Raw genomic sequence first — 20388 nt, forward strand, 5'->3', positions numbered from 1 at the left:
TCACGGGGCCTTTCGGTTGTCACGGACGATCAGTCAGACCGGGATCACTCCCACTCGATCGTCGCTGGCGGCTTGCTCGACACGTCGTAAGTGACGCGGGAGATGCCTTCGATTTCATTGATGATGCGGCCGCTGACGGTTTCCAGCAGTTCGTAAGGCAGGTGTGCCCAACGCGCGGTCATGAAGTCGATGGTTTCCACCGCACGCAGGGCCACGACCCAGGCGTAACGACGGCCATCGCCAACCACGCCAACCGATTTCACCGGCTGGAACACCACGAACGCCTGGCTGACCTTGTGGTACCAGTCGGCCTTGCGCAGTTCTTCGATGAAGATGTGGTCGGCACGACGCAGCAGGTCGGCGTATTCCTTCTTCACTTCACCGAGGATCCGCACGCCCAGGCCCGGACCCGGGAACGGGTGACGGTAGACCATGTCGTACGGCAGGCCGAGTTCCAGGCCCAGACGACGGACTTCGTCCTTGAACAGCTCGCGCAGGGGTTCAACCAGCTTGAGGTTCATTTCTTCCGGCAGGCCACCCACGTTGTGGTGCGACTTGATCACATGAGCCTTGCCGCTTTTCGCGCCAGCCGACTCGATCACGTCCGGGTAGATGGTGCCCTGGGCGAGGTACTTGATGTTGTCCAGTTTGTTGGACTGGGCATCAAAGACGTCGATGAAGGTACGACCAATGATTTTGCGCTTTTTCTCTGGGTCGCTTTCGCCAGCCAGATTGTCGAGGAACTGGTCTTCAGCGTTGGCGCGGATCACCTTGACGCCCATGTTCTCGGCGAACATGGCCATCACTTGCTCGCCTTCGTGCAGACGCAGCAGACCGTTGTCGACGAAGACGCAGGTCAGCTGGTCGCCAATGGCTTTGTGCAGCAGCGCGGCAACCACCGAGGAGTCAACGCCGCCGGACAGGCCGAGCAAGACGTTGTCGGTGCCGACCTGGGCGCGAACCTGAGCGATGGCGTCTTCCGCGATCTTCGACGGCGTCCACAGGGCTTCACAGCCGCAGATCTCGAGGATGAAGCGCGACAGGATGCGACCGCCCTGCTTGGTGTGGGTCACTTCCGGGTGGAACTGCACGCCGTAGTAGCCACGAGCATCGTCGAACATGCCGGCAATCGGGCAGCTCGGGGTGCTGGCCAGGATGTGGAATTCCTGCGGCATCTTGGTGACTTTGTCACCGTGGCTCATCCACACGTCGAGGCCAAACAGGCCGTCGGCGTCGATGTGGTCTTCGATGCCGTCGAGCAGGCGGCTCTTGCCGACTACGTCAACACGGGCGTAACCGAACTCACGCAGCTCGGAACCTTCAACCTTGCCACCCAGCTGTTCAGCCATGGTCTGCATGCCGTAGCAGATACCGAAAACCGGTACGCCCAGGTCAAATACCGCTTGCGGGCAGCGAGGGCTGTTGGCTTCGTGCACGGACTCGGGGCCGCCGGCGAGAATGACGCCTTTTGGAGCGAATTCGCGAATCGCGTCTTCATCCATATCGAACGGATGCAGTTCGCAGTACACGCCGATTTCACGCACGCGGCGGGCAATCAGCTGGGTGTACTGGGAACCGAAGTCGAGGATCAGGATGCGGTGAGCGTGAATGTCGAGGGCCATGATTCAGTCTCGTCTAAGTAATTCAGAAACAGTCGTGATTCAGAAACAACTCGGGGCTGAATAAAACAGCCCCGGTTACTTAACTTTTTGCTGGAAGCCTCAACCTACGCGGTAGTTTGGCGCTTCTTTGGTGATCTGTACGTCGTGGACGTGGGACTCGGCCATACCGGCGCCGGTGATCCGCACGAACTCAGGCTTGGTGCGCATTTCTTCGATGTCGGCACTGCCGGTGTAGCCCATCGAGGAACGCAGGCCGCCCATCAGTTGATGGATGATGGCGCTCAGGCTGCCCTTGTACGGAACACGCCCTTCGATGCCTTCCGGAACCAGTTTCTCGGCACCCGCGGAGGAGTCCTGGAAGTAACGGTCGGAAGAACCTTGAGCCTGGGACATGGCGCCCAGCGAACCCATGCCGCGGTAAGCCTTGTACGAACGACCCTGGAACAGTTCGATCTCGCCTGGCGCTTCTTCAGTACCGGCGAACATCGAGCCCATCATCACGCAGGAAGCACCGGCTACGATGGCCTTGGACAGGTCACCGGAGAAACGGATGCCGCCGTCGGCGATCAACGGAACGCCAGTGCCTTCAAGGGCAGCGGCGACGTTGGCGATGGCACTGATTTGCGGGACGCCGACACCGGCGACGATACGGGTGGTGCAGATCGAGCCAGGGCCGATACCGACCTTGACTGCGTCAGCGCCGGCTTCGGCCAGAGCCTTGGCAGCAGCGCCGGTGGCGATGTTGCCGCCGATGACCTGCACTTCAGGGAAATTCTGTTTGACCCAGCGAACGCGGTCGATCACACCTTTGGAGTGACCGTGTGCGGTGTCGACCACCACAACGTCAACGCCGGCATTGACCAGGGCGGCGACGCGATCACCGGTGTCTTTACCGGTGCCGACGGCAGCGCCAACGCGCAGACGACCTTGATCGTCCTTGCTGGCCAGCGGGTAAGCCTTGGCTTTTTCGATGTCGTTGACGGTCATCATGCCTTTGAGGGCAAATTTGTCGTCGACGATCAGGACGCGTTCGATGCGGTGTTTGTGCAACAGCTCGCGAACGTCGTTCTTGTCGGCGCCTTCCTTGACCGTGACCAGACGCTCTTTAGGCGTCATCACTTCGCGGACAGTGGCTTCCAGACGATTTTCGAAACGCACGTCACGGGAAGTGACGATGCCGACCAGGTCGCCATTGTGCAAAACCGGAACGCCGGAGATGTTGTGCTGGCGGGTCAGTTCGAACAGTTCACGAACCGTGGCGTCGGCCTCGATCGTGATCGGGTCCTTGACCACACCGGCTTCGTAACGCTTGACCTTGCGAACTTCGGCAGCTTGCTGCTCGATGGTCATGTTCTTGTGGATGATGCCGATGCCACCTTCCTGAGCCATGGCAATTGCCAGACGGGCTTCAGTGACGGTGTCCATGGCGGCAGAAACCAGAGGAATATTCAGCTCGATGCCACGGGTTAGGCGGGTCTTGAGACTGACTTCGTTAGGAAGCACCTCGGAATAACCAGGCACTAGGAGAATGTCGTCGAATGTCAGAGCTTCTTGGCTGATACGCAGCATCGCGGGGGCTCCCGAGCGGGAAAATGGAAGCGCGCCATTATAGTCAGACACCCCCTCGGGTTCAATGTAAAACTCTGTCTATTATCGACACGGTCGATCGACGGGGGTTTTGGCACACAAACCCTGTAGGAGCGAGGCTTGCCCGCGAAGGCATCATCACTGGCGATAAAAGCTTCGCGGGCAAGCCTCGCTCCTACGGTTTTGGTTTTGGTTTTGGTTTTGCTTACAGCTCGACCTTCACCCAACTGACGGGCTGATCCAGCCAATCGGCAAACTCATCAATAAAGCTCTGCTTGAACCCGGCCTCGGCCCAGTTGTTGAAGATGAACCCCAGGTTGGAAAAGCCGCATTCCTGCAGGAAAAGAAAACCGTTGATGTCGTCTTCATGCCCACATTCCGGGCAAGTAAAGTTATCGGTGCGCCCCGGCATCCAGTCCTCCAGGCTTTCGAACAGCGCTTCGCCGACTTCCTTGCGGCACTCAGCGCAACCCGCCTCTTCCAGGAAACCCTTGGCCGGCGTGTAGATGCAGCGCTTGGTGATGATTTCCAGGCCATTGATCGGCTCGCCAAACGGCAGGGCTTCCGGGTGCAACACCACGGCACGGGCACCGTCGGCGATGGCGTGGGCCATGCGGTTGCCGGTGCGACCGCAAGTGGTCAGTTCTTCTTTGACGATGTTCTTGCGCACCAGCCAGCGCACGACCGCCCGTGCCCGGGGTTCGTGCACCGGCAGCGTGGAGATTTTCGGGACGATGATGCTTTGCGAATTCATGGTGCAAGCCTACTGCGTCAAATGGATGTTTCTGCGGTGTTCGTACTGACGTCTTCGCGGGCAAGCCTCGCTCCTACAGGATTTGTGTTGTTCGATGAATGTACGAACGACATACATCCTGTAGGAGCGAGGCTCGCCCGCGAAGGCGTCGAAACGGCCGGCAGCTTAATCCCTGACGAAATCCGGTCAAGTACTCAAATAACGCCCGATCAAGGCAATCCCGCTGGCCAGCACCAACCAGGTCACCAGCCGCACGAACGCCTCGCGGGACAACCTCATGGTCAACCGCCGACCGATCCACAGCCCCAACGCCATGGCCGGCAACAAACACAACGCCAATACCAACAAGGGTAGCTCGGCATAGACACCGGCGACGGCAAACAGGCTCAAGCGCACCACGGTGCTGCAACTGATCAGCGCACTCTGGGTCGCCCGCGCCGCCTCTTTTGGCAACCGACTGTTCAAATAGATCGCATATAAAAAGCCGCCACTGCCAAACAAAGCCCCGAACATCCCGCCGACCGTGCCCATCGGCACAGCCCAACCGGCGGACAATTGCGTCGGCCGGGTTTTGACCCACAAGCTGTAAATCGCATAGGCGCTGATAAACAGCCCCATCAGCAGCAACAACACATCGGATTTGAGGTTCAGCAGAAAGATCACCCCCAGCGTGCAACCCACCGCCATGCACGGCAGCAGCCGCAGCAACTCAGGCTTCGCCACGTCCCGCCGCGATGGCAGCAGATTGCCGAAGGCTGCAACGAAATCCAGCAGCACCAGCAACGGCACAATCTTCGACAGCGGCATGAACAGAATCAGAATCGGCCCCGCCACCAACGCGGTGCCAAACCCGGCGATACCGAACACGATATAGGCCAGGGCGATGCCCAACCCGATCACCAGCCAATCCGTGGCGCCGAATGGCCATTGGTGCAACATCTCAAGCACATTCATCTGCACGGCTTCCTTGAATACCTGTGATGACTTTAGCCAGCGCCGAGTCTTGCGACTAATATCTTCAAAGCCACCCACCCATCTCAAAAAGGCATGCCTGGTGCTTTCAACCCGCCAATTGCGTTACTTCGTGGAAATCGCCGACAGCGGGAGTTTCAGCGCTGCGGCCGAACGGCTGTTCATTGCTCAGTCAGCCCTGAGTCGGCAAATAAAAGACATGGAAACCCGGCTGCAAACGCCCTTGTTCCAACGCACCGCCCGCCAGCCCCGGCTGACGGCAGCGGGTGAAGCCTTCTTGCCCCGGGCCAGAAACCTGCTCAACGAGCTGACAAAAGCCAGCGAAATGGCCACCCAGGTTGGTAATGGAGAACTGGGCACCTTGCGCCTCAGCCATTCCAGCACCGTGCCCATGAGTGGCCGCTTGCTGCGAAACATCAGCGACTATCTGGATCAGCATGTCGGCGTGTCCATGGACATCGTCAAGCTGTCTTCCGAAGCGCAACTCGAAGCCTTGGCTGACAATCGACTGGATGTCGGACTGCTGCGTCTGCCGGTGTTGCGCCAACGTGAAGGCGTGCGGATTGTTCCTTTATATAACGAGCGCTTGCTGCTGGCCGTGCCGCCCAATCATAGGCTGGCTGTGGATAAGTCCGCGCAAGGCATCGACCTGGCGCAGCTGAAGGATGAAGCGTTTATCTCCATTCCTCATCCGCAGCGTGGCGGGTTGAGTTATCTCTCTGCCGAGTTGTGCATGCGCCAGGGATTCTTCCCGAAAGCGGCGCGGGTGGTGTCGCGCAAAACCACGCAACTGCAATTGATTCAGGCCGGATTCGGCATCGCCCTGCTGCCGGAATCGATGCAGGACATTGCACCGAAAGACATCCACTTTCTGCCCTTGGCCGATCCGGATTGCCACAGCACCGTCGCCCTCGCCTGCCGGCAGAATCCCATAGCGCTGGTTCAACACTTCATCAAAACCTGCGCAACCCCCTGTGGGAGCGGGCTTGCTCGCGAAGGCGGATTAACATTCAACATTGATGTCGACTGACACACCGCCTTCGCGAGCAAGCCCGCTCCCACAAGGGATTTGTGTTGACTCATGGAGATTCATCGACGAATGCCTTTAAACTGCGCCCCATGATTAAAGATCCCTTTGCAAGACTCGGCCTGGACCGTGAAGTCCTGACTGTCAGCCAGCTCAACGGCCGCGCGCGGGTGTTGCTTGAAGACGTGTTCAGCAATATCTGGGTCGAAGGCGAAATCTCCAACCTCGCCCGTCCGGCGTCCGGCCATGTGTATTTCACGCTGAAAGACAGTGGCGCCCAAGTGCGTTGCGCGCTGTTTCGGCAGAACGCGGCGCGGGTTCGTCAGGCGTTGAAAGACGGTCTGGCGGTCAAGGTGCGCGGCAAGGTTTCGCTGTTCGAGGGCCGTGGCGACTATCAGCTGATCCTCGACACCGTCGAGCCAGCCGGTGACGGTGCGTTGCGTCTGGCCTTCGATGCGCTGAAGGAAAAGCTCAGTGCCGAAGGCCTGTTCAGCGCCGAACGCAAAGTGCCGCTGCCGGCGCATCCGCAGCGTATCGGCATTATCAGTTCACCGACTGGCGCGGTGATTCGCGACATCATCAGTGTCTTTCGCCGTCGCGCGCCGCAGGTCCAGCTGACGCTGATCCCGACCGCCGTGCAGGGCCGTGAAGCGACCGCGCAGATCGTCCGCGCGCTGAAGCTGGCAGACGCTCGCGGTTTCGATGCGCTGATCCTCGCCCGTGGTGGCGGCTCGCTGGAAGACCTCTGGTGTTTCAACGAAGAAGCTGTAGCCCGCGCCGTGGATGCCTGCGTGACGCCGATTGTCAGCGCCGTCGGCCATGAAACCGATGTCTCGATCAGTGACTTCGTGGCTGACGTTCGCGCCCCTACGCCATCCGCTGCCGCCGAACTGCTCGCACCGGATTCCAGCGACCTGGTGCGCCGGGTCGAAAGTTTGCATCGACGCCTGGTGATGCGCATCCGCGACCGCTTGATGCGTGATCGGCTGCGCCTGGAAGGCATGTCTCGCCGTCTGCGTCATCCCGGCGAACGCCTGCGCCAACAAGCGCAACGCCTGGATGACCTGGACATGCGCATGCGCCGCGCCTTCGAACGCAGCCTCAACACCCGTCGTGAACGGCTGATTCGCCTGGAAACCCGCCTCGCCGGGCAACACCCGGGACGGCAACTGGCGATGCTTCGTCAGCGCCTCGACAGCTTTGCCGAACGCCTGCCACGCGCCATGCGCGAAGGGCTCAAGGCCCGTCGACTGCAATTGCAAAGTCAGGTGCAGACGTTGCAGGTGGTCAGCCCTTTGGCCACCCTCGCCCGTGGCTACAGCATTCTGCTGGATGAACGCGGCAACGCAATCCGCAGCGCCGAGCAAACTCATACCGGCCAGCGCCTGAAAGCCAAACTGGGCGACGGCGAGCTGCAAGTCCGGGTCGAAGACAATCACCTGACGCCTGTCACCCTTTCTTTACTGGATTGATCCATGCCGCGTTTTTTAGCTCCGCTGCTGTTGCTGTGCCTGACCTTCAATGCCCACGCCGACAGTTACATCACCCGCCTGTTGAACAAACCGGTGCCGGGCGGCGTGGCCGTGGTGGATCTGGGCGCTTCTGCCCAGGCGCCGAAAGCCAGCTATCAAGGCAAACCGGTGCTGGTGGTCAAGGAACAGAGCAATTGGCTGGCGATTGTCGGCGTGCCATTGACCGTCAAGCCGGGGGCGCAGTCCATCAGCAGCGGCGGTCGTAACCTGAGCTTCACCGTTGGCAACAAGAAGTACCCGGAACAGCGCATCACCTTGAAAAACACCCAACAGGTCAATCCGGACCCGGACAATCTCAAGCGCATCGAGCGCGAACTGGCCGAGCAAATCACTGCCTACCGCACGTTCAGTCCGAACACCCCGAGCAACCTGCTGCTGGACAAACCGGTCAACGGGCCGCTGTCGAGCAAATTCGGTGTGCGCCGGTTCTTTAATGGTGAAGAGCGCAATCCGCATTCGGGGCTGGATTTCGCCGTGGGCGCCGGCACACCGATCAAGACCCCGGCGGCAGGCAAGGTGATCCTGATCGGCAACTACTTCTTCAATGGCAACACGGTGTTTGTCGACCATGGGCAGGGCTTTATCAGCATGTTCTGCCATATGTCGAAGATTGATGTGAAGGTCGGGCAGCAACTGGCTCGCGGTGGAGTGGTCGGGAAAGTCGGTGCCACCGGCCGGGCGACCGGGCCGCATATGCACTGGAATGTCAGCCTGAACGATGCGCGGGTGGATCCGGCGATTTTTATCGGGGCGTTTCAACCATAAGGTATTGGTGAGGCTACCGGCCTCTTCGCGGGCAAGCCTCGCTCCTACAGTTGCGTGATTTTCTGTAGGAGCGAGGCTTGCCCGCGAAGGCGACATCACCGGCGCCAACCAATCCTGCCCAATTGCGCATCCCTCAAACCTCGCGCAAAAATCAAAACGATCACACCCATTCGAAGCAATAAAATCGCGACGAAATCGCTTTTTCGGGTATTCCTCTCAATTTTTTTCGACTGCTTGCCATCCTCCACCCCCGAGGTTAGGGTTGAAGGCATGAAAACCTCTCACACCCTCATTCAGCTTCGCCAGCACCGCAGCCTGTGCCTTGTCAGCGCACGACTGCCAGGCTGAATCGCGGTGCCTCGCCCCATGCCTTTCCCCAAGAACAATTGATCCACCGGCAGGCCGCCTTTTTTCGGCCCACACAATAAGGATTTCCCGATGAGCATGCTCAAAGACCCGTCTTCGAAATACCGCGCGTTCCCGACCATCGATATCCCGGACCGCACTTGGCCATCGAAGACCATCACCGCAGCGCCGATCTGGTGCAGCTCCGACCTTCGTGACGGCAACCAGTCGCTGATCGAGCCAATGGACGCGGTCAAGAAGCTGCGTTTCTGGAAAACCCTGGTGCAGGTTGGCGTTAAAGAAATCGAAGCCTCGTTCCCGGCCGCATCGCAAACCGATTTTGACTTCGTGCGTACCTTGATCGAAGGCAACCACATCCCGGACGACACCACCATTCAGGTGCTGACCCAGGGCCGTGAAGACTTGATCGAGCGCACCTTCGAATCCCTGCGCGGGGCGAAGAAAGCCATCGTTCACTTGTACAACGCAACCTCCCCTTCCTTCCGCCGCATTGTCTTCAACCAGGACAAGGACGGAATCAAGGAAATCGCGGTGAGCGCGGCCAAGCTGTTCGTCAAATACGCCGCCCAGCAGCCAGACACCGAGTGGACTTTCGAGTACTCGCCGGAAACCTTCAGCGCGACCGAACTGGAATTCGCCAAGGAAGTCTGCGACGCAGTGATCGAAGTCTGGAACCCGACGCCTGAGCACAAGGTGATCCTCAACCTGCCGGCCACCGTCGAATGCGCGACCCCGAACATTTATGCCGACCAGATCGAATGGTTCGGCCGTCACATCAACCGTCGTGACAGCGTGATCATCAGCCTGCACACCCACAACGACCGTGGCACAGGCGTTGCGGCCACCGAACTGGGCCTGATGGCTGGTGCGGACCGTGTTGAAGGCTGCCTGTTCGGCAACGGCGAGCGTACCGGTAACGTCGACCTCGTGACCGTGGCACTGAACCTCTACACCCAGGGCATTCACCCTGAGCTGGACTTCTCCGACATCGACGGCGTGCGCAAAGTCGTCGAAGAGTGCAACCAGATCCAGGTGCACCCGCGTCACCCGTACGTCGGCGACCTGGTTCACACCGCGTTCTCCGGCTCTCACCAGGATGCGATCCGCAAGGGCTTCGCCCAGCAGAAACCGGACACCCTGTGGGAAGTGCCGTACTTGCCGATCGACCCGGCCGACATCGGCCGCAGCTACGAGGCGGTGATCCGCGTCAACAGCCAGTCGGGCAAGGGCGGTATCGCTTACTTGCTGGAGCAGGAATACGGCATCAGCTTGCCGCGTCGCATGCAGATCGAGTTCAGCCAGGTCGTGCAGCGTGAAACCGATCGCCTGGGCCTTGAGATGACCGCTCAACAGATCCACGCCTTGCTGCACAGCGAGTATTTGCAGGCCAACACCCCGTATGCGCTGGTCAGCCATCGCTTGCAGGAAGAAAACGGTCACAGCGCCGTAGAAGTGGAAGTCTCGGGCAAAGGCCAGGGCGAAACCAACCTGCACTGGCGCGGCAAGGGCAACGGCGCGCTGGAAGCGCTGGTGGCCGGTCTGCCGATTCCCGTGGAGATCATGGACTACAACGAACACGCGATCGGCGCGGGCACCAATGCCAAGGCCGCGGCCTACATTGAACTGCGTGTGAACGGTGAACGTGCGGTGCATGGCGTCGGCATTGATGAAAACATCACCACCGCGAGCTTCAAGGCCCTGTTCAGCGCGCTGAACCGCTCCCTGAGCCAGCCGGAAGCGAAAGCGGCGTAAGTCTTCGCTGAAATGCAAAAGGCCCCGAGGTGCGAACCTTGGGGCCTTTTTGTTTGCCTGGCATTTTTGTGGTGCCTGTCATGGCCTCTTCGCGAGCAAGCCCGCTCCCACATTTGACCGCATTCAATGTGGGAGCGGGCTTGCTCGCGAAGGGGCCGGCTCAGGCTACCGAGATCTCAAGTGAACTCGAACGTGTCAGCATCCAGATTGGCCGGGAAGCGTGTTCGGTAGGCTTGCAGATCCGCCGCATTCAACACGACCTGGAACACGCCATCAGCCTCCCCTGCACTGAGCAACGTCTCCCCCTGAAAATCCAGCACCTGACTGTCTCCGGTGTAGGCAAACCCTTTACCGTCGGTACCAATGCGATTCACCGCCGCCACGTAGCAGAGGTTTTCAATCGCCCGCGCCGGCAGTAAACGGTTCCAGTGCTGGCGGCGTGCACCCGGCCAGTTAGCCGTGTAGAGCAGCAAGTCGGTGTCTTGGGCATCGCGGCTCCACACCGGGAAACGCAGGTCGTAGCAAATCAGTGGCCGCACTCGCCAGCCCTTGAGTTCGAACTGCACCTGGCGCTCGCCCGGCGTGTAGTGGTTGTGCTCGCCGGCCATGCGGAACAGGTGGCGCTTGTCGTAGTGCCAGACTTCCCCGTCCGGCCGCGCCCACAGCAGACGATTGCGATGGCTGCCGTCGGCGGCCTGAACGATGACGCTGCCGGTAATCACCGCGTCGAGTTTCGCCGCCTGGACGCGCAGCCATTTGCTGGTCGGACCGTTTTCCGCTTCGGCGAGGGTTTCCGACTCCATGGAGAAACCGGTGGTAAACATCTCCGGCAGGATAATCAGATCCGCCCCGCGAGCCTGCTCAAGCAATTGCTCGAAATGCTCGAGATTGGCCTGACGGTCGTGCCAGGCCAGGGTGGTCTGGATCAGCGCGACGTTCAGATTGGGCAGTTCACTCAGATCACGCATAGTTTTGCCGCTGCTTCACGCAACGTCTCCTCACGTTTGGCGAAGCACAGGCGCACCAGACGCTGGCCCTCGGGTGGCGTCTGGTAGAACACAGAAATCGGGATGCTTGCCACGCCATGTTCACGGGTCATCCACAGCGCCATCTCGACGTCATTGAGGTCCGGGCGAATCTGCGAGTAATCGACCAACTGGAAATAGGTGCCGGTCACCCGCTTGAAGCTGAAACGCGACGGCGCTAGCAGATCGCAGAACAGATCGCGCTTGGCCTGGTAGAAAGCCGGCAGTTCTTCGACGTGTTCAGGGTGTTCGGCCATGAAGTCGGCCAAGGCGTATTGCAGCGGGGTCACGCCGCAGAAACTGACGTACTGGTGCACCTTGCGCAGTTCGGCAGTAAGCGCTGGCGGAGCGACCACGTAGCCGGTTTTCCAGCCGGTGACGTGATAGGTCTTGCCGAAGGAACTGACCACGAAGGCGCGTTGATACAGCTCTTCGTGATTCAGCACGCTGACGTGAGGCACGCCATCGAAGACCAGGTGTTCGTAGACTTCGTCACTGACAATGTAGATGTCGCGATCGCGAATCAACGCTGCCAACTGATCCAGCTCGGCACGACTGATCAGTGCGCCACTTGGGTTATGTGGCGAGTTGAGAACGATCATCCGTGTGCGAGGGGTAATCGCTTCGGCGAGTTTTTCAAAGTCGATGGCAAAATCGTTCAGCCCCAACTGCACATGCACGCAACGACCACCGGCCAGCTCAACCGACGGCTCGTAACTGTCGTAGCACGGATCGAATACGATCACTTCGTCGCCGCTGTGGATAACCGCCTGAATCGCGCAGAAGATCGCTTGAGTGGCGCCGGGAGTGACCGTCACTTCATGGTCGGCATCCACGTTGACGCCATAGCTGCGGGCGATCTTCGCCGAAATCTGCTGGCGCAGCGCCGGCAGGCCGGTCATCGGTGAATATTGGTTGTGGCCATTGGCGATGTGCCGGCCGACCGCATCGCACAGGGCTTGCGGGGCATCGAAATCGGGAAAACCCTGGGACAGGTTGATCGCCCCGGTTTGCGCCGCGAGCTGAGACATCTGAGTGAAGATAGTGATGCCGACATTCGGCAGCTTACTGGTGATCATCGGTGATTCCCTGCTCTACACCCGGCTCTAACGGCGGCGCGGGAGAGCCCGAGGATAGCCCATCCGGCGCCCATAAAAAAAGGGCGCATAAAGCGCCCTTTTTCGAACCCGGTCCTTGTGGGAGCGAGGCTTGCCTGCGAAAGCCACACCGCGGTGTATCAGGTACACCGCGTTATCGTTCTTCGCGGGCAAGCCACGCTCCCAGAGGGGTCGCGTGTACAACAATCAACGCTTGTCGCGGCGCTTTTTGTCGGCCTTTTTGTGGTGCGACATCATGCGGCGCTTCTTGTTGACCTGACGGTCGGTGAGCGATGTCTTGTTGCCTTCGTACGGGTTCTCGCCGCCCTTGAACTCGATGCGGATCGGCGTACCGACCAGCTTCAAGACACGACGGTAAGTGTTTTCCAGATAACGGACGTACGACTTCGGCACCTTCTCGATCTGGTTACCGTGAATCACGATGATCGGCGGGTTAGCACCACCCAAGTGGGCATAACGCAGCTTGATCCGACGGTTATTGACCATCGGTGGCGCGTGCTCGCCAACCGCATCTTCCAGAATCGTGGTCAGGCGGTTGGTCGGCCAGCGGGTGACCGCAGACTTGAACGAGTTCTGTACGGAGGCGTAGAGGTTACCCACGCCCGTGCCGTGCAGGGCCGAGATGAAGTGGATGTCGGCGTAGTCGACGAAGAACAGTCGACGTTGCAGCTCGACCTTCACGAAGTCGCGCTCGCTCGGCGTCATGCCGTCCCACTTGTTGATCGCGATCACCAGCGCACGACCCGACTCAATGGCGAAGCCCAGCAGGTTGAGATCGTGATCGACCACGCCTTCGCGGGCGTCCATCACAAAGATCACCACGTTGGCGTCTTTGATCGCTTGCAGGGTTTTGACCACGGAGAATTTTTCGACTTCTTCGTGGATCTTGCCGCGCTTGCGCACACCGGCGGTGTCGATCAGCGTGTACTTCTCGTCGTTACGCTCGAACGGGATGTAGATACTGTCGCGGGTGGTGCCGGGCTCGTCATAGACGATTACCCGGTCTTCACCGAGCATGCGGTTGACCAGGGTCGACTTGCCGACGTTCGGGCGGCCGATGATCGCGATCTTGATCCCGTCTTTTTCGCTTGGGCCAGGAATGCGCTTGGCTTCCTCGCCTTCGGCAACGATCTCTTCCTCGCCTTCTTCCAGCTCGTCATCGTCCTTCGGGAAGTCGCTGAGGGCGATTTCCAGCATCTGGGTGATGCCACGACCATGAGCACCGGCGATCGGAATCGCGTGGCCCATGCCCAACGGGGCGAATTCGGCGCGGGCCATTTCAGGGTCGATGTTGTCGACCTTGTTGGCAACCACGTAGGAACGTTTGTTACGTTTGCGCAAATGCTCGGCGATCATCTGGTCGGCGGCGGTGAAACCGGCCTTGGCATCTACCAGGAACAGAACGACATCCGCTTCTTCAATGGCCAGCAGCGACTGCTCGGCCATTTTTTCGTCCATACCGTGCTCGTCACCGGAGATACCGCCGGTGTCGACCAGAATGTAGGAACGCCCTTGCCACTTGGCCTCACCGTATTGGCGATCACGGGTCAGACCGGACAAGTCGCCGACGATGGCGTCACGAGTCCTGGTCAGGCGGTTGAACAAGGTGGACTTGCCGACGTTCGGTCGGCCCACCAGGGCGATTACGGGAACCATGCGGCTCTCCACTTCGTTATTTCAGAAAATACAAAAGCCGCTGCGAGGCAGCGGCTGGTGCTCGGGGCAGCGCTTGAGGGCGCTGCGAACCCCGTGAGACGGGGCTGCCTGGGGGTTAACCCCAAGCATAGTCAAACCTTTACTTAATGGTCAGGGCTTCCAGTTTGCCGCTGTTGCCATAAACATAAATCGTGTCACCCACCACCAGCGGACGGGCACGCAGGCCGTCGCTGTCGATGCGCTCGCGGCCGACGAAACGACCGTCCACCTGGCTCAGCAGGTGCAGGTAGCCTTCCATATCACCGACTGCAACATAGCTGGAGAACACTTCCGGAGCCGACAGTTGACGACGGGCCAGCGAATCGTTGCTCCACAAAGCTGTGGTGGAACGTTCGTCGACGCCTTCAACGGTGCCCGAAGACAGGCTCACGTATACGCTGCCGAAACCCTGGGCGACGCCAGCATAGCTGGAAGCATCACGCTGCCAGAGCTGACGACCGCTTTCCAGGTCCAGCGCCGCAACGCGACCCTGGTAGCTGGCGACATACAGCGTACCGCCGGACAGCAACAAGCCGCCGTCGATATCGACCACGCGTTCCAGTTCCGAACGACCTTGTGGAATCGCAACCCGTTGTTCCCATACCGGCACGCCGTTGGAAATATCGAGAGCGACCACTTTACCGGTCGACAGGCCAGCCACCGCAAGGCGGTTGGTGACGATCGGCGCACTGGTACCGCGCAAAGTCAGGACCGCAGGGGTGCTGTCATACAACCAGCGCTGGTTGCCGGTGCTGGCATCCAGACCGATCAGACGGTCGTCCTGAGTCTGAACCACCACAACGTCACCGTTGTTGGCCGGCGGTGCGAGGACTTCGCTGGACACGCGAGCGCGCCATTTCTCTTCACCGTTGATCGCGTCCAGGGCAACGATTTCGCCCTTGATGGTACCGAACATGACCAGACCGTAACCCACGCCAACGGCGCCGGAAACAGGCAGTTCAAGGTCCTTCTTCCATTTGACGTCGCCGTTGCTGCGATCCAGCGCCATCACCACGCCAGTGACGTCGGCGGCATAAATGGTATCGCCTTCGATCGCCGGAACCAGCATGTTGTAGGTTTCGCCCTGACCGTCACCGATCGAACGACTCCACTGCTTTTGCAGAACCACTTCTTCTTTGAAGTCGGTCAACTCGGCCGGTGGCAATTCTTTTTTGCTGTTGCTGCTGCAACCCGCGGCCAAAATGGCCAGAGCCAGCAATGCTGCATGTTTCCAACGGATCACGTCACGCATCCCCTTTGGCCAGATCGTCCAGCTTGATTTGTAGGCCACCGACCGCCGCTTCATCCGACAGTGCCGCCTTGGCTTTTTGATACGCCGCGTTTGCTTCGTCGGTACGACCCAGCTGCACCAGCAGGTCACCCTTGAGTTCTTCGCGGGTGGCCAGGAATGCCTTGTCGGCATCACCTTCGAGCAGTTTCAGGGCTTCATCGACCTTGTTCTGCGCGGCCAGCACCTGCGCCAGACGCTGACGGGCGATTTCGCCCAGCGCCGGGTTGGCCGGTTTGTCGGTAATGGCTTTCAGCTCGCTGGCTGCATCGTCCAGCTTGCCGCTGTCGACCGCGACTTTCGCCACGAACAGGCTGCCGTACTGTGCATAGGCGCTACCGCCGAACTCACTGTTGAGCTTGCCGGCCAGGTCCGAAACACGGGCGGCATCAGGCTTGCCGTCAGGCGTCAGCGTGGTTTCGAGCAATTGCTGATAGAGAATCGAGGCGCCTTGCGACTGATTGCTCTGATACTTGTGAAAGGCCTGCCAGCCGAACACGATGACCAGCGCCAACAGGCCGCCAGTGACCAGGGGCTTGCCGTTGCGTGTCCACCAGTCCTTCAAATCCGCCAGGTTTTCGTCTTCGGTACTCGACACCCCAATACTCCTTAATCGCTAAATCGGCTGTTTATGACAGCTTCAACCCTGCACGACGCAGGTGGCCAGGTGTGCAGCAAGCGCATCCCAGGCAATGCTTTGTTGTTCGCCCTGGCCACGCAGGGGTTTGAAACCTACCACTTGCTGGGCCATTTCGTCGTCACCGAGGATCAGCGCATACAGCGCACCGCTCTTGTCGGCCTTCTTGAACTGGCTTTTGAAGCTGCCGGCGCCAGCATTGACTTGCAGGCGCAGGTTGGGCAATTGATCACGAACACGTTCACTCAGGGCCAGACCGGCCAGCTCGGCAGCTTCACCGAACGCGCAGAGGTAGACGTCGACCTGACGGGAGATCTCTTGCGGGATCTGCTCCAGGGTTTCAAGCAACAGCACCAGGCGCTCGATACCCATGGCGAAACCAACGCCCGGGGTCGGCTTGCCGCCCATCTGCTCCACCAGACCGTCGTAACGACCGCCAGCACATACGGTGCCCTGGGCGCCCAACTTGTCGGTGACCCATTCGAAAACGGTCTTGCTGTAGTAATCCAGCCCGCGAACCAGCTTCGGGTTGATCATGTAAGGAATGCCGGCGGCGTCCAGACGAGCCTTCAGGCCCTCGAAGTGCACGCGGGATTCTTCGTCCAGGTAATCGGCCATTTTCGGCGCGTCGACCAGGACGGCTTGGGTGTCGGCGTTCTTGGTATCAAGCACGCGCAACGGGTTGGTCTTCAGACGGCGCTGGCTGTCTTCGTCCAGCTTGTCCAGGTGAGCAGACAGGAACTCGACCAGCGCTTCGCGGTAACGACCACGAGATTCGCTGGTGCCCAGGCTGTTGAGCTCGAGCTTGACCGCATCACGGATGCCCAACTCGCCCCACAGGCGCCACGTCAGGATAATCAGCTCGGCGTCGATGTCCGGACCGTCGAGGTTGAACACCTCGACACCGATCTGGTGGAACTGGCGATAACGACCTTTCTGCGGACGTTCGTGACGGAACATCGGGCCGATGTACCAGAGTTTCTGCACCTGCCCACCGCCGGTGATGCCGTGTTCGAGCACCGCACGCACGCAGGCCGCCGTGCCTTCAGGGCGCAGGGTCAGGGAATCGCCGTTGCGGTCGTCGAAGGTGTACATCTCTTTTTCGACGATGTCGGTCACTTCACCGATGGAGCGCTTGAACAGCTCGGTGAACTCGACGATCGGCATGCGGATCTGCTTGTAACCGTAGTTATCCAGCAGACGCGAGACGGTGCCCTCGAAATGACGCCACAGGGGGGTCTGTTCGGGCAGGATGTCGTTCATGCCACGTATGGCTTGCAGAGACTTGCTCACTTTAAATCCTTAAATTCGTTCGGCTCTTCAGTCGGGCTCAGCCGCGGGCGATTACTGCCGCGTCGGCTTCGACTTTTTCGGCCGCTTTCTGGCGGATCAAGCGTTCAAGCTCATCCACCAGATTGTCATTCGTCAGTTTCTGCGACGGCTTGCCGTCGATGTAAATCAGGTTTGGCGTGCCGCCGGTCAAGCCGATATGGGCTTCCTTGGCTTCGCCCGGCCCGTTGACCACGCAACCGATGACTGCGACATCCAGCGGCACCAGCAGGTCTTCGAGGCGCCCTTCCAGCTCGTTCATGGTCTTGACCACATCGAAGTTCTGCCGCGAGCAGCTCGGGCAGGCGATGAAGTTGATACCACGGGAACGCAGGTGCAGGGATTTGAGAATGTCGTAGCCGACTTTCACTTCCTCGACCGGGTCAGCCGCCAACGAGATGCGAATAGTATCGCCAATCCCTTCGGCGAGCAGCATACCGAGGCCCACGGCGGATTTCACTGTGCCTGAACGCAAACCACCGGCTTCGGTGATGCCCAGGTGCAGCGGCTGGACGATTTCCTTGGCCAGCAGGCGGTAGGCGGCGACGGCCATGAACACGTCGGAGGCCTTCACGCTGACCTTGAAGTCCTGGAAATTCAGGCGTTCAAGGTGCTCGACATGACGCAAGGCCGACTCGACCAGTGCTGCCGGGGTCGGTTCGCCGTATTTCTTTTGCAGGTCTTTTTCCAGGGAACCGGCGTTGACGCCGATGCGGATCGGGATCCCACGATCACGGGCGGCATCGACCACCGCACGCACGCGATCTTCACGACCGATGTTGCCCGGGTTGATCCGCAGACAGTCAACGCCCAGTTCGGCGACGCGCAGCGCGATCTTGTAGTCGAAGTGGATGTCGGCCACCAACGGCACTTTGACCAATTGCTTGATCTTGCCGAAGGCTTCGGCGGCATCCATATCCGGCACGGAAACCCGCACGATATCGACGCCCGCCGCTTCCAGACGATTGATCTGGGCCACGGTGGCGGCCACGTCATTGGTGTCGCTGTTGGTCATGCTCTGAACAGCGATGGGCGCATCGCCGCCAACGGGCACGTTACCGACCCAGATCTTGCGGGATTCGCGACGTTTGATTGGAGATTCGCCGTGCATGACTTATTGACCCAACTTCAGGCGAGCAGTCTCGCCACTGGTGAACGGAGCGACATCGACCGCCTGTCCGTTGTAGCTGACCTGCGCGCCACGGGCGAAGCCCAGACGCACGGAAAATGGCGGCTTGCCGCTAACGGAAACGTTTTCGCCTTTACGCTTTAGACCGCTCAACAGCACCTTGCCGGCGCCATCGGTCACTTGGGTCCAGCAATCAGCGGTGAACTGCAACTGAACCTGGCCTTGGCCGGCTACCGGAGCAGCGGCTGGAGCAGGAATGGTCGGAGTAACTGAAGCGCTTGCAGGCGGCGTCGACACAACAGGGGCAGTCGGAGCCGGCGCTACGGGAGTCGCGACAACTGGCGCAGCACTGTGCGCTGGTGCAGCAGGCGCCGGGGTAACCGGCGCAGTTGGAGCGGCGGCAGGCGCAGTAGCTTCAGCCTCGACCGGTGCTTCAGTGGAGTTCTCGGCTTGCGGCAACGCAAGCGCAGTGGCGCCTTCAGCCTGACCTTCCGCGACAGCTTGGTCTTCCGGCTCGTCCAGCGGATGGATCTGGGTGGTGCCATCGGCACCTTCGACTTCGACGTGCTCCGGACTCGGGGTGATCAGGTCCTTGGTGCGCAGGGAGGTCTGATCCTGCCACCAGACAAAACCACCACCAATCACTGCAATCAGCAACAGCAGGCTGACAATGCGCAAAATAGTGTGGGAAACCCGAACCGGTTCTTCGATACGACCCAGGCTATGGACGCTGCTGCCCTGGGAGTCGGTGCCGGTGGATTGGTCGAACTGCTGAACCAGAACGGTCTGGTCCATGCCCAGCAACTTGGCGTACGCGCGAATATAACCGCGGGCAAAGGTGTGCCCCGGCAGCTTGTCGAACGCGCCGGCTTCAAGATTGCTCAAGGAATTAACGGTGAGGTTGAGCTTGAGGGCCACTTCGGCCAGCGACCAGCCATTGCTTTCGCGGGCCTGGCGCAAAGTCTCACCGGGGTTAACGCGATTCGCTGCTACAACTTCGGGATGCGCCGCTTTCATCATTGCTCCGACAGGTATTGCTGATATTCCGGCGTACCGGGATAGAGTCGTTTTAGTTGCAGGCCAAAACTGGCGGCCTTGTCGCGATCTTCAAACACTTTTGCCAGCCGAACGCCGAGCAATAGACTACGTGCATTTTGCTCGGTGAGCAGGCTAAAACGATCGTAGTAGTCACGCGCGGGCACATAATGCCTGTCTTCGAAGGACAACTCAGCCATTTCCAGCAATGCACGCGGTTGTTGGCGGTTCAAACGCAGGGCTTTTTCCAGTTGCTGCTGCGCCAGATCACGCTGGCCCAGCTTCGAAGCAGTCATGCCCAGGTTCTCGAACACCCGCGAGCGCTCAGGATACAGGGTATCGGCGGCGGCCTGTTCAAAGCGCTCGTAGGCTTCTTTGTAGCGTTTTTCTTCGAAGAGAAAGCTGCCGTAGTTATTCAGGATTCGTGCATCGTTGGGACGGGAAGACAGCGCCTTGCGAAAGTGCTGGTCGGCCAGCTCAGGTTCCATCTCGGCCTGGAATACCAGCCCCAGCGCGGCATTGGCGTCCGGATCCGAATCATCCAGATCCAAAGCCTTCTTCAACGGCACTTTCGCCCGTTCGGTCATGCCTTGCTGCAAATATCCCAAGCCCAGTTGCACGTAGGCCGTACGCGCTTCATCGCGCCCTTTGCTGGTCTTCATCGGGTTGAAATCGCCCGACAGAACGCAGCCAGCACAGAGGCTGGCCAATAGCAAAAGCAGCGCGAAGCGCAGGGACATAGAGATCCTCTCTTG

At 59.8% G+C, this 20388-nt stretch carries 17 protein-coding genes; 4 read left to right on the forward strand and 13 right to left on the reverse strand.

Features of this window, described 5'->3' with window-relative positions; all coding sequences use genetic code 11:
* Nucleotides 1-44 precede the first annotated feature (44 nt).
* The 4 genes from guaA to ACA049_RS24880 form a co-directional block, all read right to left on the reverse strand.
* On the reverse strand, nt 45-1622 hold the full coding sequence (gene guaA / locus ACA049_RS24865; RefSeq protein WP_497330622.1) for a glutamine-hydrolyzing GMP synthase: 1578 nt from the start codon (nt 1620-1622) through the stop codon (nt 45-47).
* A gap of 99 nt (nt 1623-1721) precedes the next feature.
* Nucleotides 1722-3191, reverse strand: coding sequence for an IMP dehydrogenase (gene guaB, locus ACA049_RS24870; protein ID WP_109634587.1), 1470 nt, complete (start codon nt 3189-3191; stop codon nt 1722-1724).
* Between the two features lie 223 nt (nt 3192-3414).
* Nucleotides 3415-3963: a sugar ABC transporter ATPase gene (locus tag ACA049_RS24875; RefSeq protein ID WP_074873962.1), complete on the reverse strand. Its 549-nt coding sequence runs from the start codon at nt 3961-3963 to the stop codon at nt 3415-3417.
* Nucleotides 3964-4149: 186 nt separating this feature from the next.
* The gene (locus ACA049_RS24880; protein ID WP_497330624.1) at nt 4150-4917 is read right to left on the reverse strand and encodes a sulfite exporter TauE/SafE family protein; all 768 of its coding nucleotides are present in this window, start codon (nt 4915-4917) and stop codon (nt 4150-4152) included.
* A 100-nt stretch (nt 4918-5017) separates the two neighbouring features.
* Between ACA049_RS24880 and ACA049_RS24885 the strand changes: the two genes are divergently transcribed.
* The 4 genes from ACA049_RS24885 to leuA all read left to right on the forward strand — a co-directional run bounded on the left by ACA049_RS24885 (nt 5018) and on the right by leuA (nt 10377).
* Nucleotides 5018-5965 carry a LysR family transcriptional regulator gene (locus ACA049_RS24885; RefSeq protein ID WP_497330626.1) on the forward strand — a complete coding sequence of 316 codons (948 nt, stop codon included), beginning with the start codon at nt 5018-5020 and terminating at the stop codon, nt 5963-5965.
* 89 nt (nt 5966-6054) lie between these two features.
* A complete protein-coding gene (gene xseA / locus ACA049_RS24890; RefSeq protein WP_109634594.1) occupies nt 6055-7434 on the forward strand; it encodes an exodeoxyribonuclease VII large subunit in 1380 nt (459 codons plus the stop codon).
* 3 nt (nt 7435-7437) lie between these two features.
* Nucleotides 7438-8259 carry a peptidoglycan DD-metalloendopeptidase family protein gene (locus tag ACA049_RS24895; protein ID WP_497330628.1) on the forward strand — a complete coding sequence of 274 codons (822 nt, stop codon included), beginning with the start codon at nt 7438-7440 and terminating at the stop codon, nt 8257-8259.
* A 438-nt stretch (nt 8260-8697) separates the two neighbouring features.
* On the forward strand, nt 8698-10377 hold the full coding sequence (gene leuA / locus ACA049_RS24900) for a 2-isopropylmalate synthase (RefSeq protein ID WP_497330630.1): 1680 nt from the start codon (nt 8698-8700) through the stop codon (nt 10375-10377).
* Nucleotides 10378-10553: 176 nt separating this feature from the next.
* On the opposite strand, the gene ACA049_RS24905 is transcribed toward leuA, so the two are convergent.
* The 9 genes from ACA049_RS24905 to pilW form a co-directional block, all read right to left on the reverse strand.
* The gene (locus ACA049_RS24905) at nt 10554-11345 is read right to left on the reverse strand and encodes an amidohydrolase (protein ID WP_403100093.1); all 792 of its coding nucleotides are present in this window, start codon (nt 11343-11345) and stop codon (nt 10554-10556) included.
* The gene (locus ACA049_RS24910; protein ID WP_497330632.1) at nt 11333-12481 is read right to left on the reverse strand and encodes a pyridoxal phosphate-dependent aminotransferase; all 1149 of its coding nucleotides are present in this window, start codon (nt 12479-12481) and stop codon (nt 11333-11335) included. Before ACA049_RS24910 ends, ACA049_RS24905 begins: the two co-directional genes overlap by 13 nt.
* A gap of 225 nt (nt 12482-12706) precedes the next feature.
* Nucleotides 12707-14176, reverse strand: a complete 1470-nt coding sequence (gene der / locus ACA049_RS24915; protein WP_008147761.1) for a ribosome biogenesis GTPase Der — start codon at nt 14174-14176, stop codon at nt 12707-12709.
* Between the two features lie 139 nt (nt 14177-14315).
* Nucleotides 14316-15467, reverse strand: a complete 1152-nt coding sequence (gene bamB, locus ACA049_RS24920; RefSeq protein WP_497330634.1) for an outer membrane protein assembly factor BamB — start codon at nt 15465-15467, stop codon at nt 14316-14318.
* Nucleotides 15460-16101 (reverse strand): tetratricopeptide repeat protein, encoded by a 642-nt coding sequence (locus ACA049_RS24925; RefSeq protein WP_497330636.1) that lies wholly within the window; start codon nt 16099-16101, stop codon nt 15460-15462. The genes bamB and ACA049_RS24925 overlap by 8 nt, the downstream gene beginning before the upstream one ends.
* Nucleotides 16102-16143: 42 nt before the next feature.
* Entirely contained in the window at nt 16144-17433 is a 1290-nt protein-coding gene (gene hisS, locus ACA049_RS24930) for a histidine--tRNA ligase (protein ID WP_497330638.1), read from the reverse strand.
* A gap of 37 nt (nt 17434-17470) precedes the next feature.
* Nucleotides 17471-18580 (reverse strand): flavodoxin-dependent (E)-4-hydroxy-3-methylbut-2-enyl-diphosphate synthase, encoded by a 1110-nt coding sequence (gene ispG / locus ACA049_RS24935; RefSeq protein WP_007903603.1) that lies wholly within the window; start codon nt 18578-18580, stop codon nt 17471-17473.
* 3 nt (nt 18581-18583) lie between these two features.
* Complete coding sequence (locus ACA049_RS24940; protein WP_497330640.1) at nt 18584-19615, reverse strand: RodZ domain-containing protein; 1032 nt, start codon at nt 19613-19615, stop codon at nt 18584-18586.
* Nucleotides 19615-20373 (reverse strand): type IV pilus biogenesis/stability protein PilW, encoded by a 759-nt coding sequence (gene pilW / locus ACA049_RS24945; RefSeq protein ID WP_403100083.1) that lies wholly within the window; start codon nt 20371-20373, stop codon nt 19615-19617. Before pilW ends, ACA049_RS24940 begins: the two co-directional genes overlap by 1 nt.
* Nucleotides 20374-20388 lie beyond the last annotated feature (15 nt).

It is taken from the genome of Pseudomonas sp. LBUM1662 (assembly GCF_059695915.1).

Coding starts and splice junctions, on each gene's coding strand:
- guaA (WP_497330622.1), bottom strand. CDS start 1,622: ATGGCCCTCGACATTCACGCTCACCGCATCCTGATCCTCGACTTCGGT.
- guaB (WP_109634587.1), bottom strand. CDS start 3,191: ATGCTGCGTATCAGCCAAGAAGCTCTGACATTCGACGACATTCTCCTA.
- ACA049_RS24875 (WP_074873962.1), bottom strand. CDS start 3,963: ATGAATTCGCAAAGCATCATCGTCCCGAAAATCTCCACGCTGCCGGTG.
- ACA049_RS24880 (WP_497330624.1), bottom strand. CDS start 4,917: ATGAATGTGCTTGAGATGTTGCACCAATGGCCATTCGGCGCCACGGAT.
- xseA (WP_109634594.1), top strand. CDS start 6,055: ATGATTAAAGATCCCTTTGCAAGACTCGGCCTGGACCGTGAAGTCCTG.
- ACA049_RS24895 (WP_497330628.1), top strand. CDS start 7,438: ATGCCGCGTTTTTTAGCTCCGCTGCTGTTGCTGTGCCTGACCTTCAAT.
- leuA (WP_497330630.1), top strand. CDS start 8,698: ATGAGCATGCTCAAAGACCCGTCTTCGAAATACCGCGCGTTCCCGACC.
- ACA049_RS24905 (WP_403100093.1), bottom strand. CDS start 11,345: ATGCGTGATCTGAGTGAACTGCCCAATCTGAACGTCGCGCTGATCCAG.
- ACA049_RS24910 (WP_497330632.1), bottom strand. CDS start 12,481: ATGATCACCAGTAAGCTGCCGAATGTCGGCATCACTATCTTCACTCAG.
- der (WP_008147761.1), bottom strand. CDS start 14,176: ATGGTTCCCGTAATCGCCCTGGTGGGCCGACCGAACGTCGGCAAGTCC.
- bamB (WP_497330634.1), bottom strand. CDS start 15,467: ATGCGTGACGTGATCCGTTGGAAACATGCAGCATTGCTGGCTCTGGCC.
- ispG (WP_007903603.1), bottom strand. CDS start 18,580: ATGCACGGCGAATCTCCAATCAAACGTCGCGAATCCCGCAAGATCTGG.
- ACA049_RS24940 (WP_497330640.1), bottom strand. CDS start 19,615: ATGAAAGCGGCGCATCCCGAAGTTGTAGCAGCGAATCGCGTTAACCCC.
- pilW (WP_403100083.1), bottom strand. CDS start 20,373: ATGTCCCTGCGCTTCGCGCTGCTTTTGCTATTGGCCAGCCTCTGTGCT.